This window comes from Amycolatopsis sp. NPDC058986, assembly GCF_042741125.1.
In the GTDB taxonomy this organism is placed as follows: Bacteria; Actinomycetota; Actinomycetes; order Mycobacteriales; family Pseudonocardiaceae; genus Amycolatopsis.
In genome coordinates, this window is sequence record NZ_JBHYJW010000013.1 from 127941 (window position 1) to 140901 (window position 12961).

The 12961-nt window shown below is 70.0% G+C and carries 14 protein-coding genes; 9 read left to right on the forward strand and 5 right to left on the reverse strand.

All coding sequences use genetic code 11. The annotated features are described in order from the left end of the window. Positions 1-66 precede the first annotated feature (66 nt). Positions 67-1269, reverse strand: a complete 1203-nt coding sequence (locus ACFW0G_RS14635) for a cytochrome P450 (RefSeq protein ID WP_378325671.1) — start codon at positions 1267-1269, stop codon at positions 67-69. 108 nt (positions 1270-1377) lie between these two features. On the opposite strand from ACFW0G_RS14635, the gene ACFW0G_RS14640 reads away from it, so the two are divergent. The 4 genes from ACFW0G_RS14640 to ACFW0G_RS14655 all read left to right on the forward strand — a co-directional run bounded on the left by ACFW0G_RS14640 (position 1378) and on the right by ACFW0G_RS14655 (position 5067). Continuing rightward, positions 1378-2547: an epoxide hydrolase family protein gene (locus tag ACFW0G_RS14640; protein ID WP_378325673.1), complete on the forward strand. Its 1170-nt coding sequence runs from the start codon at positions 1378-1380 to the stop codon at positions 2545-2547. An 11-nt stretch (positions 2548-2558) separates the two neighbouring features. Continuing rightward, entirely contained in the window at positions 2559-3251 is a 693-nt protein-coding gene (locus ACFW0G_RS14645; protein ID WP_378325675.1) for a helix-turn-helix domain-containing protein, read from the forward strand. A gap of 28 nt (positions 3252-3279) precedes the next feature. Next, positions 3280-4170 carry a hypothetical protein gene (locus ACFW0G_RS14650; RefSeq protein ID WP_378325676.1) on the forward strand — a complete coding sequence of 297 codons (891 nt, stop codon included), beginning with the start codon at positions 3280-3282 and terminating at the stop codon, positions 4168-4170. Between the two features lie 63 nt (positions 4171-4233). After that, positions 4234-5067, forward strand: coding sequence for a class I SAM-dependent methyltransferase (locus tag ACFW0G_RS14655; RefSeq protein WP_378325677.1), 834 nt, complete (start codon positions 4234-4236; stop codon positions 5065-5067). 45 nt (positions 5068-5112) lie between these two features. Here ACFW0G_RS14655 and ACFW0G_RS14660 read toward each other — a convergent pair whose 3' ends face one another. Beyond that, complete coding sequence (locus tag ACFW0G_RS14660) at positions 5113-6309, reverse strand: DUF222 domain-containing protein (protein WP_378325730.1); 1197 nt, start codon at positions 6307-6309, stop codon at positions 5113-5115. Positions 6310-6569: 260 nt separating this feature from the next. Continuing rightward, positions 6570-7022, reverse strand: a complete 453-nt coding sequence (locus ACFW0G_RS14665; RefSeq protein WP_378325678.1) for a winged helix-turn-helix transcriptional regulator — start codon at positions 7020-7022, stop codon at positions 6570-6572. 86 nt (positions 7023-7108) lie between these two features. On the opposite strand from ACFW0G_RS14665, the gene ACFW0G_RS14670 reads away from it, so the two are divergent. After that, positions 7109-8323, forward strand: a complete 1215-nt coding sequence (locus ACFW0G_RS14670) for an MFS transporter (RefSeq protein WP_378325680.1) — start codon at positions 7109-7111, stop codon at positions 8321-8323. Here ACFW0G_RS14670 and ACFW0G_RS14675 read toward each other — a convergent pair. Beyond that, the gene (locus tag ACFW0G_RS14675) at positions 8317-9210 is read right to left on the reverse strand and encodes a LysR family transcriptional regulator (protein WP_378325681.1); all 894 of its coding nucleotides are present in this window, start codon (positions 9208-9210) and stop codon (positions 8317-8319) included. The genes ACFW0G_RS14670 and ACFW0G_RS14675 overlap by 7 nt on opposite strands. 94 nt (positions 9211-9304) lie before the next feature. Between ACFW0G_RS14675 and ACFW0G_RS14680 the strand changes: the two genes are divergently transcribed. The 3 genes from ACFW0G_RS14680 to ACFW0G_RS14690 all read left to right on the forward strand — a co-directional run bounded on the left by ACFW0G_RS14680 (position 9305) and on the right by ACFW0G_RS14690 (position 11340). Then, entirely contained in the window at positions 9305-10393 is a 1089-nt protein-coding gene (locus ACFW0G_RS14680) for an alcohol dehydrogenase catalytic domain-containing protein (protein WP_378325682.1), read from the forward strand. A gap of 150 nt (positions 10394-10543) precedes the next feature. Further along, entirely contained in the window at positions 10544-10951 is a 408-nt protein-coding gene (locus tag ACFW0G_RS14685; protein WP_378325684.1) for a RidA family protein, read from the forward strand. A gap of 53 nt (positions 10952-11004) precedes the next feature. Further along, positions 11005-11340, forward strand: coding sequence for a hypothetical protein (locus tag ACFW0G_RS14690; protein WP_378325685.1), 336 nt, complete (start codon positions 11005-11007; stop codon positions 11338-11340). 31 nt (positions 11341-11371) lie between these two features. Here the strand turns inward: ACFW0G_RS14690 and ACFW0G_RS14695 are convergent, their stop codons facing one another. Further along, on the reverse strand, positions 11372-12088 hold the full coding sequence (locus ACFW0G_RS14695; RefSeq protein ID WP_378325686.1) for a haloacid dehalogenase type II: 717 nt from the start codon (positions 12086-12088) through the stop codon (positions 11372-11374). 131 nt (positions 12089-12219) lie between these two features. Here ACFW0G_RS14695 and ACFW0G_RS14700 point away from each other — a divergent pair, with 131 nt between their 5' ends. Next, complete coding sequence (locus ACFW0G_RS14700) at positions 12220-12864, forward strand: class I SAM-dependent DNA methyltransferase (protein ID WP_378325687.1); 645 nt, start codon at positions 12220-12222, stop codon at positions 12862-12864. Positions 12865-12961: the final 97 nt, after the last annotated feature.

The window sequence follows — 12961 nt, forward strand, 5'->3', positions numbered from 1 at the left end:
ATTCACCCTGGAAGCGCGGGCTTTCCGGCTTCAAGTCGTGTGCCGGTCATCGGATCACTCGTCGGGTCACCAGGTGACGGGCAGTTCCCGTACCCCGTAGAAGACCGCGTTCTCCTTGTACACCAAGCGTTCCAGCGGTAGGGCCGGAGCGAGCGCGGGGAGCCGTCGGAAGAGGGTGTGGTAGGCGATCCGCAGCTCGACCCTGGCGAGGCCCTGGCCGAGACACTGGTGCGCGCCGTAGCCGAAGGCGACGTGGTGCCGGGCCCTGCGGTGGACGTCGAGCGTGCCCGGGTCAGGGAAGGCCGCGGGGTCCCGGTTGGCGGTGCTCTTCACGGCGATGATGCCTTCGCCCGCCCGGATCAGCGTGCCGCCGATCTCCAGATCCTCCCGCGCGACGCGGCGGGCCTCGGTGTGCGTGATGGACAGGTAGCGCAGCAGTTCCTCCACCGCGTTGGCCACCAGCTCGCGGTCGCCGTCGCGGACCGCGCGGAGCTGGTCCGGCTGAGCGAACAACGCGGCGACGCCCAGCGCGATCATCGCGGTGGTGGTGTCGTGCCCGGCCACCATGAGGAGCTGGCCGAGCACGGCGATCTCGCGCCGGGTCATCGCGCCGGTCCGGAACTGCTCGACGGCCAACCTGCTGAGCAGGTCGTCGGCAGGCTTGGCGGCCTTCGCGGCCACCAGATCCTCGAGGTAGGCGTTCAGTTCTTCGCTGGCGGCCATCGCCTGCTCGGGGTCGGGCTCGTCCATGACGAGGGTGTGAGCCACCCGCTGGAAGAAGTCGCGGTCGGCGTAGGGCACGCCGAGCAGTTCGCAGATCACCAGCGACGGCAGCGGCAGCGCGAAGGCCGCCACCAGGTCCGCCGGTTTCGGCCCGGTCAGCAACTCGTCGACGAGTTCGTCGGCGATCCGCTGGATCCTGGGCCGCAAAGCGGTCATCCGGCGGATCGTGAAATCCGCGGTCAGCAGCCGCCGCTGAGCGGTGTGTTCCGGCGCGTCCAGCTGCATCAACGTCTTCATCCGCGCGTCGCGGGCCTTGCTGACGGCGTTGGTGTGCGGGAAACCGGGCCACGTCACGTCGACGCTCACCCGGGGATCGGCGAGCAGCGCGCGTACGTCCGCGTAGCGGGTGATCAGCCACGGCGTGCTGCCGTCCCACAGCCGCACCCGGGAAACCGGCGCCTGCCGGGCCAGCTCCGGTGCCGGGTCGAATGGGCACTCCGCCGCGCGGGGCATCGGGAACTCCGGCGTCTTCGCCTTGTCGGTCATCGAATCTCCTCACGTCGCCTCGCATCATGGCGGCGCGGGAGACCCCGGTAATCGGACAAATCGGACGTGAACTACGTCACATTTCCGGGTCGTCCTAGACTTGTGTCCATGTCGGACACCCCGCCTCGTGCCGAGCCGTTCGTCCCGCGGACCACTCCCGCGGTGCTGGAGGACCTGCGCGCGCGGCTCCGGGCTACGCGCTGGCCGGACGCGCCGGAGGACGCCGGGTGGTCGCTCGGCACCGATCTCGGCTATCTCCGGGAACTCGTCGCCTACTGGGCGGACGAGTTCGACTGGCAGGCGCAGGAGGCGGCGCTTGCCCGGTTCCCCCACTTCCGCGTTCCGCTCGGCGGCCTGGGTGTCCACTTCGTACACGTCCGGGCGGTCGCGCCGGCGGGGCCCGTCCTGCCGCTGGTCCTCAGCCACGGCTGGCCGGACTCGTTCTGGCGCTACACCAAGGTCATCCCGCTCCTCACCGACCCCGGCGCGCACGGCGGCGACCCCGCCGACGCGTTCGACGTGGTCGTGCCCGACATACCGGGTTACGGGTATTCCGAGCGGCCCGCCGTCCCCCTCGATTCCATCGCTGTTGCCGGGCTGTGGGCCGAACTCATGGACGTCCTCGGCTATCCGCGGTTCGGCGCCGCGGGTGGGGACATCGGCAGTCATGTCAGCCGCTACCTCGCCCTCGACCACGCCGACCGGGTCGTGGCCGTCCACCGCACCGACGCGGGCTTGCCCGTCTTCACCGGCGATCCGGCGGAACTCACGCCGGAGGAACGCGCCTGGTTCGAGGAAGTCGCGGGCTGGGGCGCGGTCGAGGGCGCGTACGCCGCCATGCATCGCACGAAACCCCAGACCGCCGCGTTCGGGCTGGCCGACTCCCCGGCGGGGCTCGCGGCATGGATCGTCGAGAAGCTGCGGTCGTGGAGCGACTGCGACGGTGACGTCGAGCGGCGCTTCACCAAGGACGAGATCCTCACGAACGTCACGCTGTACTGGCTCACGGAGACGATCGGCTCGTCGATGCGCATGTACCGTGCGAACGCCGCGATCCCGCCCGCGCAACTCACGCGCCGGGTCGAAGTGCCGTCCGGTTTCTCGATCTTCCGCGGCGATCTCGTCCGTCCGCCGCGGGCGTGGCTCGAGCGCACGGCGAACGTCGTGCGGGCCACCGAGCCCACGCGCGGCGGGCATTTCGCGGCGTTCGAGGAACCGGAACTCTACGCGGAGGAACTGCGCGAGTTCTTCCGTCCCTACCGGGCCGCGATCGGCTGAAAGGACGGACCATGGGGAACTACGCGACACGACGGGGCGCCCGGACAGGCGCGACGCTGTGGCGCGTGTCCTGCGACGGCCCGGAAAAGCACGTCGTCCCGGACGGCGTGATGGATCTGATGTGGTTCCAGGACCGTCTCGTCGTGGCGGGGGCCGACACCCGGACCATGGTCATGGAGACCCGGCCAGACGAGGTGACCTGGGGCCTGCAGCTCGCACCGGGTGTGGCTTACGCACTCCTCGGCGTGCCGGCGGACGAACTGACCGACCAGCGCGTCGAGTTGTCGGAACTGGTCTCGCTGTCCGGGCCCTGGTCGTTCGAGGACGACGTGGCCGATGCGCTCGAACGGGTCCTCATCGCGCTGTGGACGCAAGCGGATCCGGAACGTGCCATCCTCCGCGAGGCCGCCTCGCTCGACCGCGCGGCGCGCGAAGGCTTGAGCGTGCGGGAGATGGCGGAGCTGCACGACCTGCCGGAGCGCTCCTTGCGCCGGCTCAGCAAGCGGCTCTTCGGCTACGGTCCCAAGACACTCACGCGGATTCACCGGTTCCAGCACGCACTGCACCTGGTGCGCGCGGGCCTGCCGTTGAGCGAGGCCGCGGCGACGGCCGGCTACGCCGACCAAGCCCACTTCACCCGGGAGAGCAACCTGCTCGCCGGCCGGACGCCCGCCGCGCTGGCTGGCCGTTTCGTTCAATCCTGACGCCGTCGAGGGATGACAGGGTTCTCGTATGAGCATCAATCTTGGTCGCGCCGGAGCGTTCATGGCTTCGCACGCGCGAGTTCTCGACCGGCGGCGCTTCGAGGCCGTCACGACCGGCAGCGACGCGGCTCGTCAGGCCGTCATCGACGCGCTTGACGCCTACCGCAACCCCGACGGCGGCTATGGCTGGGGCCTCGAACCGGACCTGCGTGCCACGGAGAGCCAGCCGGGAGGCGCGCTGCACGCGTTCGAAGCCCTGGCCGACGCCGGCCCTGCGACCTCGCCACACACCGCCGCCCTCCTCGACTGGCTGGACTCCGCGACACTGTCCGACGGCGGGCTGCCCTTCGCTCTCCCGATCGCGGATCCCGTGGCGTGCGCGCCGTTCTGGGTCGGCGCGGACCCCGCGGAGTCCTCGCTGCAGATCACGGCCGCGGTGACCGCGCAGGCGTATCGGGCGGCGCGGTGGGACAAGACCATCCAGGACCATCCGTGGCTGGCCAAGGCGACGCGGTACTGCTTCGACGCGATCCGCCAGCTCGACGAAGCCCCCTTCGCGTATGTGCTTTCCTTCGCGCTCCAATTCCTCGACATCGCGACCGACACCCACGAGGAGGCGCGCGGGCTGATCGTCCATCTTGGACAGTTCGTCCCCCGGGACGGTGCGGTCGCCGTCGTCGGCGGGGCCGAGGGCGAGACGCTGCATCTTCTCGACTACGCGCCCGAGCCCGGCCGGCCCGTCCGGGACCTGCTCGACGCCCAGGCCGTGTCGGACGATCTCGACCGCTTGGCGCGAGGGCAGCGGCAGGACGGCGGCTGGGCTGTCGACTTCACCAGCTACTCGGCCGCCGCCGCGCTCGAATGGCGTGGCCACGCCACGGTCCGTGCCGTCTCGGTGCTGCGGTCGAACGGACGCTGAGTCAGGCGAAGCGACGTTCGATGTCCTCGGCTGAGAACCTGTTCAGGGCCTAGCCTGAGCGGTGTGCATGAGGATGCGTGGCAATGGGATTCGTTGCTCTACTCCGGTAGCGCCGCGTATTACGCGCGGGGACGCCTGGCTTATCCGAGGGCCCTCGTCGATGCGCTGGTGAGCGAGCTGCGCCTTGACGGTTCCGGTCGTCTTCTCGACGTCGGCTGTGGTCCCGGTTCGTTGACGCTGCCGCTGGCCGGGGTGTTCGCGGAGGCGATCGGGCTTGACGCCGACGGGGACATGCTCGACCAGGCCGAGCGTTTCGCCGCCGAGGCCGGGATTCGCAACGTTCGGTGGCTGCGGCTGCGTGCCGAGGAGCTTCCGGCCGGGCTTGGCGGCTTCAGGCTGGTCACGTTCGCTCAGTCGTTTCATTGGCTGGACCGGTCCAAGGTCGCCGGTGCGGTGCGCGGAATGCTGGCGGACGGGGGATTTTGCGCGCACGTCCACGCTACGACCCATCGCGGCGTGGACGGCGACGCCGAACTGCCGCATCCGCGTCCGCCGCACGCGGCGATCGGCGCGCTGGTGCGCGAGTATCTTGGTCCGGTGCGCCGTGCGGGCCGGAGCCGCTTGCCGCGGGGGACGGCTTCGGGGGAGGGCGAGATCTACCGGGCCGTGGGATTCACCGGACCGCGACGGATCGAAATCCCGGGCCGGGTGGTCACTCGCGCGATCGATGACATCGTCGCCGCGGTCTACTCGTTGTCCAGCTCGGCACCTCACCTGTTCGGCGACGACCGCGCCGAGTTCGAGGCCGACCTGCGGCGGCTGCTGCACCGCGCCGGCCCGGACGGCGTCTTCAGCGAGCAGACGCGCGAGATCGCCGTCGACCTCTGGCAACCGTGAACGCGGCTCAGTTTGTCCTTTGTGGACGACAGTGCTGTGAAGGGCTTAGGTTCTGAGGTGGATGGTGTTGCGTCGTGGTGTGCGGGTGGCGTCCAGCCAGGCGGGTGGGATGAATTCTGGTAGTCCGTCGGTGGTGATTCGGACTTCCCATTGGGAGTGGTGGATGAGCTTGTGGTGGACGGAACATAAGAGGACGAGATTGTCCACTTTGGTCTCGCCGTGGTGTGCCCAGTAGGTCACGTGGTGTGGTGTGCAACGGTAGGCGGGGGCATCGCAGCCGGGGAAGGCGCAGCCGCCGTCGCGGCGGATGAGGGCGCGGCGGATGGCGGGGGTGGCGAGGCGTTGGGCTCGGCCGACGTCGAGGGGTTCGCCGTGCGTGCCCAGGACCATGGGGATGATTTTGGCGTCGCAGGCGAGTCGTCGTGCTTCGGCTGCGGTGATCTCGCCGATCAGATCAAGAGTGGCCTGTCCGATCCCGGTCCGTAGTTCCTTGAGTCCGACGGTCACGACAATGTGCGTGGCTTCTCCGGCCTGCGTGGGCAGGTTGGGGTGTTCGGTCCACATCCGCACCAGCTCCGAGAACGCACACCCGCGTCGTTCCCATTGGGTTCGGGTATCGCGCCCCTCGTCCTCGGTGGCGGGTCGTGGTTTCGCGAGTGGGTCGAGCATGGCTTGCAGGCGTGCGGAGGTCTCGTCATCGACGCGGGCCTTGATGTGATGTCCGCCGTCACGGTGCGGAGTGATCGAGAACTCGGGCTGGAAGGGTTTCGGTTCGCGGGTTTTCGGCTCCCGACCGTCCGGATCAAGCTGACTCAACAAACGCCGCCCGGCGGCACGGATCTCTCGGGGTCCGGCGGCGCGGGCGAGTTCGGCGAGGATCTTCTCGGCCTGCTCCCGCTGATCCACCGGGGCTGTTTTGGGGAGTTTGTCGAGGACGCGGAGGATTTCGTCGATCTGGGCGGCGCCGATCGCGCCCTCGGATGCGGCCTGCGCGGTGGCGGGTGCCGCAGGTGGCTGCGCGCCGGTGGTGAGATCGTGGGTGCTGTTCAGCGCTAGTGCTCTTGTCGCACGTGCTCGTGCTTCGGTGAAGGGGATGTTCAGCGTTTCCTGCAACAGTCGCACCAGACTCCCGTACCCGGTGGTATCGCGGATGCCGCGTCGTTCGAGTTCGGCCATCACCTCGCCCTGCACGGCGGCTTCCCGCCGCTGCACGGATTCGGACTCGAGGAGTCGTGTCAGCAGGCAGTCGACATCGACGCGCCACTACTCGGTGGGCGTTGCGGAGGTGCTGCTGTCGACTGCCACAACATCAACGATACGTCGCCTGATCGAACATGTGTGCTATCGATCGGGTGAACCTGCGACACGCAATTTTCCTTGCTGCGCAAGGGTTTGCGCGTAATCCATACGCCGGTGTCCCGAAAGCTCCGTTGGGGACGGTGAACGTCCTGAACGACGCGTTCGGGACATGAGGCCGAGACGACCGGCGAACCCTGCGGCGGCTAGTCCACTTTGTACACTCGGGTGGTTGCTGCGCTGAGCGGGTTGCCGTCACGGCTTTCGGGGCGTAGTTCGGCGACGGGCTTGCCGTCCGTGCCTTTGAGTACGGAGTGTGGCTCATCGGCACCGAAGGCGTGGCGTTCCCCCCACTGCCTCAACGCGACGATGGCGGTGAAGAGATCCTGTCCGGCTTCGGTGAGCTCGTAGGCGTGCCGCTTGCCGCCGGGGGTGGTGCTGGTCGCGAGGATCCCGTGGTCGACGAGCTTGCGGAGGCGGTCGGTGAGGATGTTCCTGGCGATCCCGAGGCGCCGCTGGAATTCGGTGAACGTCGCCGCGCCGTCCATGGCGTCGCGGACGATCAGCAGGCTCCATCTGTCGCCCACGAGGTCGATCGTCCTGGCGACGGGGCACGTGGGATCGGTCCAGTCGCGGCCGGCGCCGAGCGTTGTGGTCATGGACACACCTCCTGATCGGTTGCATTTTGAAACCGTTGCTGCCTACGCTGACATGGTTGCATATTGCTACTGATTGGGGATCCGTGGTGGCAGGAGTCACGAGATCGTGGCGGCTGGTCCTGGCGCTGGTGTGCGCCGTGGCGGTGTCGACGATCTACGCGATACAGCCGGTGCTGGAGGCGGTGGGCAGGGATCTCGGCCTGGCGCCGGAATTGCTGGGCCTGCTGGTCGCCGCCGGGCAGATCGGCTACTTCGCCGGTCTGGTCCTGCTGGTGCCGCTCGGGGACATGCTGAACCGTCGTCGGCTCATCACCGGGCATCTGGTGCTCACCGCGGTGGGGGCCGCGATCGCGGCGGCCGCGCCGAACGGTGTCCTCGTGGCGGTCGGCCTGGCGGTCGCGGGCGTGTTCGCGGTCGTGGTGCAGATAACGGTCGGCTACGTCGCCGCAGTCTCTTCGCCTGCCGAGCGGGGCGGCAACATCGGCGCGGTCACTTCTGGCGTGGTCATCGGCATCCTCGGTGTCCGCGTCCTCGCCGGGGTACTGGGTGACACGCTCGGCTGGCGCGCCGTGTACGTGCTGCTGGCCGTGCTGTGCGTGGTGCTCGCCGTCGTCGTCCGGGCCGGGCTCCAGCCGGACACCAGGACGACCGGCGAACGCTACGGGAGGGTTCTGGCGTCCATGGGACGTCTCGTGCTCACGGATCGGCTGTTCCTGAGCCGGGGCCTGATCGCCTTCTTCCTCTTCGCGTCCTTCGGAACTCTCTGGAGCGGGCTTTCGCTCCCGCTCGGCGCCGATCCGTGGAACTTCGGCACCACGGAGATCGGACTCTTCGGAGTGGCGGGTCTTGCCGGAGCGCTCGGCGCCGCCCGTGCGGGAAAGTGGGCCGACGGCGGTCGCGCGCAGCCGATCAGCGGGTGGTCGCTGGTGCTGCTCGCCGTGTCCTGGCTGCTCATCGCCCAGACCGGCGGGCCGACTCTCTGGTTCCTCATCGCGGGCATCGTCCTTGCCGACTTCGCGGTCCAAGCCGTGCACGTCAGCAGCCAGCATCTGTTGACCACGGCGCACCCGAACCGGGCCAGCAGTGTCATCGGCGCCTACATGGCCTTCTATTCCCTCGGCTCCGCGTTCGGCGCGGTCACGACCACCTGGGCGTACGGTGCCTGGGGATGGTGGGGTTCCTGCTGTGTCGGCGCCCTCTATGCGTTGTGCGCCTTGGCCGTGTGGGGACTGGCCCGGCGCAGCGGCACCCTGTGCTCCACTGTCCACTCTGGACTTACCAGGGAATCCTGTGCTCATTGAGGTGCCGTGATCGCGGAGGTGACGGCGGTGATCGCCGGTGATGGCGGGCCGGGAAGCCGCGCCACGAGGACTCGGCGGATCTCGCGGGGCGCGCCGTCGACCCGCAGCATGGCCACTCCGGGAGGCAGCACCGCCGCCAGGCGGGAGGGGACCGTGGTGACGCCGAGGCCGGCCGCGACGAGATGCAGTTTCGTCAGCCAGTCGCGTGCACTGTGGACGATGCGGGGCCTGCCGGGCAGGCCGGGCCACGCGCCCAGCATCGGTTCGGAACCTGTTGCCGGGGTTGCGATCCAGTCGACGTCCAGGAGTTCGTCGACGTGGACCGATGCGCGACCGGCGAACGCGCCGGTGGCCGGGGCGGCCACGAGCAGTTCGGTGTCTTCGACGGTTTCGACGTGCAGGCGCGGCGATTCGCCGTCCGGGGGCCGATGGGGCGGGCGGGAGGTCAGCAGGGCGAGGTCGATCGAGCCCGCCCGAAGCGCCCGGACCAGGCCGGGTGTCGTGCCCTCGCGCGTGGTCACCCGGACCTGAGGACTCGTCGCGGTCAGCCGGGCCAGCGCGGCGGGCAGCAGTACCGCTCCGGCGCTCAGGAGGACACCGAGCCGGACGCGCTCGCTCCGTGGCGCAGTGCCGGTGAGGTCGCGCTCGGCCGCGGCCACGGAGCCGAGGATCGCGCGGGCGTGCCGCAGCAGCGTCAACCCCGCTGGAGTGAGCCGCACCCCGCCGGGGTGTCGTTCGAACAGGGTCGCGCCCACGCTCCGTTCGAGGGCCACGGCCTGGCGGGAAACCGCCGACTGCGTGTAGCCGAGCCGCGCCGCCGCCGCGGTGAAGCTGCCCGACTCGGCGATCTGGCGCAGCACGCGCAGGCTCACGCTCGAGAAGTCCATGCCTATCACGCATACCAGCAATGCGAGATCTTCGCTTGGCGCATGCCCGTGGCGCTTCTAGCGTCGAGATCGGCGAAACGAGGAGGTCATCGGTATGCGTGCGGCGGTATTGACGGAGTTCGGCGTCCCCCTGACGGTGCGGGAGGTACCGGACGTCGAGGCCGGAGGCGGCGAGGTGGTGGTCGAGGTGCTCGCGGCGTGCGTGCTCCCCTACACCCAGGAAGTCTTCAGTGGCAAGAGAAACTACCCGCTCGAACCGCCGGTCGTGCCCGGGCTCGGCGGCATCGGGAGAATCGTCCGTGTCGGCCCGGACGCCACGAAAACGCGCGTCGGCGACCTCGTGTGGTGCGACTCGACAGTACGCTCCCGGGACGACGCCCTCACCCCCGACATCATGTTGCAGGGCTGGAGTTCCCGTGGCGAAGGCGGCGCGAGGCTCGCCCGGCATCTGCACGACGGGTCGTTCGCCGAGCTCATGCGGATGCCGACGGAGAACGTGCACCCGCTGCCCGCGTCGGCGGCGGACGACCCCGCGCGCTGGTCCGCGCTCGCTGTGCACGCCGTCCCTTACGGCGGGCTGCTGGCCGGTGGTCTCGAAGCCGGCGAGACGCTTCTTGTCAGCGGTGCCACGGGAAACTTCGGCAGCAGCGCGGTGGCGGTCGGGCTCGCGATGGGAGCGGGCAGGGTCGTCACCCCGGGACGGAACCGGGCCGCGCTGGATCTGCTCGCCGATCGTTTCGGCGCGCGAGTGCGTCCGGTCGAACTCACCGGTGACGAGGACACCGACCGCGCCGCGATGCGCGCCGCGGCCGATGGCCCGATCGACGTCGTGCTGGACCTGCTTCCGCCACAGGCACCCGGCACGGCGACGAGAACCGCCGCCATGACCGTGCGCGAACGCGGCCGTGTCGTGCTCATGGGCGGCGTCGGCATGCTCGGCGGCGCCGATCTCGCGCTGCCGTACCCGTGGCTCATGCGGAACTCGATCACCGTGCGCGGGCAGTGGTTGCACCCGCGCGCGGCGAACGTCGGCCTGATCCGGCTCGCCGGATCGGGCGCGCTGGACCTCGGGGCCGAGCGCGTCGAACGGTTCGGCCTCGACGAGGTCAACGACGCGATCGCCCACGCCGCCGCGCACGGCGGTCCCTTCGATCGCACCGTGCTCACCCCCGCGGACCGGTGAGTTCGATCGTCGCCCGGCCCAGCGCGGGAGCACGGCGGCGTTCTCGCTCGGGGAGGCCGTGGCCGTGCGCGAACCGAGTGAGAGCCGTCATGCCCGCGGGAAAATTGTGCTAGTGATCTGTGGTCGCCTTCGACGAGTCGAGGAGGAACCATGATCCGGCGTTGGAACCCTGATACCGTGGCCGCACCGCTCGGGGCCTACAGCCATCTGGCGCACGTGCCCGCCGATCACGAGCTGGTGGTGATGGCGGGCCAGATCGGTGTGCTGCCCGAGGGTGGTCTCGCAGGTGAGGACGTGACGGCTCAGACCGAGGCGGTGTACGCCAACATCGAGCGTCTGCTGGCGGCGGCGGGCGCCGGGCCGCGGCAGCTGGTGAAGGTGTTCAGCATGGTGGCGAGCACCGAGCATCTGCCGGGCTACCGCGCGGCGATGAGAGAGGTCTTCAGCCGCTGGTTTCCCGACGGTGACTGGCCCACCCACTCGATGATCGTGGTGGCGGCGCTGGCGAAACCGGAACTCCTCGTGGAGGTGGAGGCGCTGGCCGCGGTTCCCCGGTGACGGCGGGGTCCCGCCGAAGTCCGGGGTGAAGCGTTCGGTCGAAGGAGGGGCGCATGGACGAGGTCGATCTTCACGTCCACGTCGGCAAGGACCTGAACGGCGACGCCGCGGTTCGTGGCATGGTCGCGTCGACGTTCGGGCTGGTCGGCGAACTCCCCGGCGTGGTCACCACGGGATGCGGGATGCGGGTGCCGCGTGCGAGGACCTCCGGGCTCCCGGAGCGGGTCACCTGCCTGGCCTGCCGCGAACACGCCGTCCGGGAACACCTCGGCCGGGCCGGCCAGATCGAGCGGCTGGCCGGGCTGCCGGGGACGGACATCAGCGGCGCGCAGGCGCGTTCGGTCGCGGACTGGCACCGCGAGCGTGCCAGGAAGTTCGCCGGTTCCTGAGCCAGTGCGGGCGGCGGGCTGACGCGTACCGCTACGACGTCGCCCTCGGTCCACCACGTTCAGCCGTCAGCGCGGTGGCCAGTTCGTCCAATCCGGTGCACCGCCAGTCGAAGACATCGGAACTCGACGGCGCGTCCCCGATCGGGCGCTGGACGTAGGCGGTCCGCATCCCCGTCGCCTGGGCGCCGCGGAGGTCCCAGGCGTGGGCGGCCACCATGAGCACGCGTTCCGGCGGGCATCCGGCGGCGTCGAGGGCGAGCTGGTAGACCTCCGGCGCCGGCTTGTAGGCCAGGGCGGCTTCGCCGGACAGGGCCTGGTGCCAGCGCAGCCCGGCGTGGGCGGCCAGCCGCGGCAGAGCGGTGCGCCCGGCATTGGAAAGCCCGAGCACCGGGAATTGCCGCGCCAGCCGTTCGAGACCGGCGGCGGAGTCGGGCCAGGGTGGCAGGCGCTGCCCCGCGGTGGCCAGCCGCGCGATGGCCGCCGGATCGGTGAGCCCGGCACGTCCGGCCACCCGCTCCGCTGCCTCTCTGTCGATGACCTCGCTGCCGGCGTACGTGCGGTGCCCTTGCGCGATGCGTCGCTGCTCCTGCTCGACGTGCTCCTGCCAGGCCGTGAACAGCTCGTCGACGGCCGCGTCGTCGGCCGCGGGCACCGCGTCGCGGATGGCCGCCCGCAACCCGCCGGGTTCGTCGACCAGCGTGCCGAGGACGTCGAAGACCACGACCTCGATGAGGGGGCTCTCGGTCATATGTTCCCCCGTTCCGTGCTCGCGTCACCGGTTTGACAGGTGATGATCATGCCTCAGTGATGCGTCACTGGTCAAGGCGGTGATGGGGGATCGCGACCGTCAACGCCTCGGTATCGCCTACCGTGTCCGGCATGGGGACGGACGACTGGCTGGCCGATACTCGAACCTCGTACGACACGGTCGCGACGAGCTATGCCGGCCAGGTGCGCGGCGCTGTGGCCGGGCACCCGTACCTGCGATCGGTGCTGGCCTTGTTCGCGGACCTGGTGCGAACCGCGGGCGGCGGACCGGTGGCGGACATGGGCTGCGGCCCCGGGCACGTGACCGCCCAGCTACACGAACTCGGCATCGACGCGTTCGGCGTCGATCTTTCGCCCAGGATGATCGACATCGCCCGGCGCGAAAATCCTGGCCTGCGGTTCGAAGTGGGTTCGATGACCGATCCCAGTCTCGCCGATGGGTCGGTCGCCGGTCTCCTTGCGTGGCAGTCGTTGATCCACATCCCGGACGACGAGATCCCCGCGGTTTTCGGGCACTTCCACCGGGCCTTGCGGCCGGGCGGACCGCTGCAGCTCCTGTTCCACGTCGGCGCCGGGTCGCGGGTGAAGACCGAGGGCTATGGCGGTCACCCGATGAAGGTCCACGTCCACCGCCGTCAGCCGGAGCAAGTGGCGGCCTGGCTGCGCGATGCCGGATTCACCGTCGAGGCCCAGCTACTGCTCAACCCGGACGAGAACGCGTCACAGGCCATCCTTTCTGCGCGCCGCCAATCCTGACTTCGGTGCGGTGGCTGGGGTGCGGGCTGCCTTGCGCGGGGAGCGCCACGCCGCCCGCCGGGGGAGTGGCGGGGGGGGCGGGGGGGGTGGGGAGCCG

Bases quoted from the DNA above. Each gene is read 5' to 3' on its own strand.
- ACFW0G_RS14635 (WP_378325671.1), bottom strand. From the start codon at position 1,269: ATGACCGACAAGGCGAAGACGCCGGAGTTCCCGATGCCCCGCGCGGCG.
- ACFW0G_RS14640 (WP_378325673.1), top strand. From the start codon at position 1,378: ATGTCGGACACCCCGCCTCGTGCCGAGCCGTTCGTCCCGCGGACCACT.
- ACFW0G_RS14645 (WP_378325675.1), top strand. From the start codon at position 2,559: ATGGGGAACTACGCGACACGACGGGGCGCCCGGACAGGCGCGACGCTG.
- ACFW0G_RS14650 (WP_378325676.1), top strand. From the start codon at position 3,280: ATGAGCATCAATCTTGGTCGCGCCGGAGCGTTCATGGCTTCGCACGCG.
- ACFW0G_RS14665 (WP_378325678.1), bottom strand. From the start codon at position 7,022: ATGACCACAACGCTCGGCGCCGGCCGCGACTGGACCGATCCCACGTGC.
- ACFW0G_RS14675 (WP_378325681.1), bottom strand. From the start codon at position 9,210: ATGGACTTCTCGAGCGTGAGCCTGCGCGTGCTGCGCCAGATCGCCGAG.
- ACFW0G_RS14680 (WP_378325682.1), top strand. From the start codon at position 9,305: ATGCGTGCGGCGGTATTGACGGAGTTCGGCGTCCCCCTGACGGTGCGG.
- ACFW0G_RS14685 (WP_378325684.1), top strand. From the start codon at position 10,544: ATGATCCGGCGTTGGAACCCTGATACCGTGGCCGCACCGCTCGGGGCC.
- ACFW0G_RS14690 (WP_378325685.1), top strand. From the start codon at position 11,005: ATGGACGAGGTCGATCTTCACGTCCACGTCGGCAAGGACCTGAACGGC.
- ACFW0G_RS14695 (WP_378325686.1), bottom strand. From the start codon at position 12,088: ATGACCGAGAGCCCCCTCATCGAGGTCGTGGTCTTCGACGTCCTCGGC.
- ACFW0G_RS14700 (WP_378325687.1), top strand. From the start codon at position 12,220: ATGGGGACGGACGACTGGCTGGCCGATACTCGAACCTCGTACGACACG.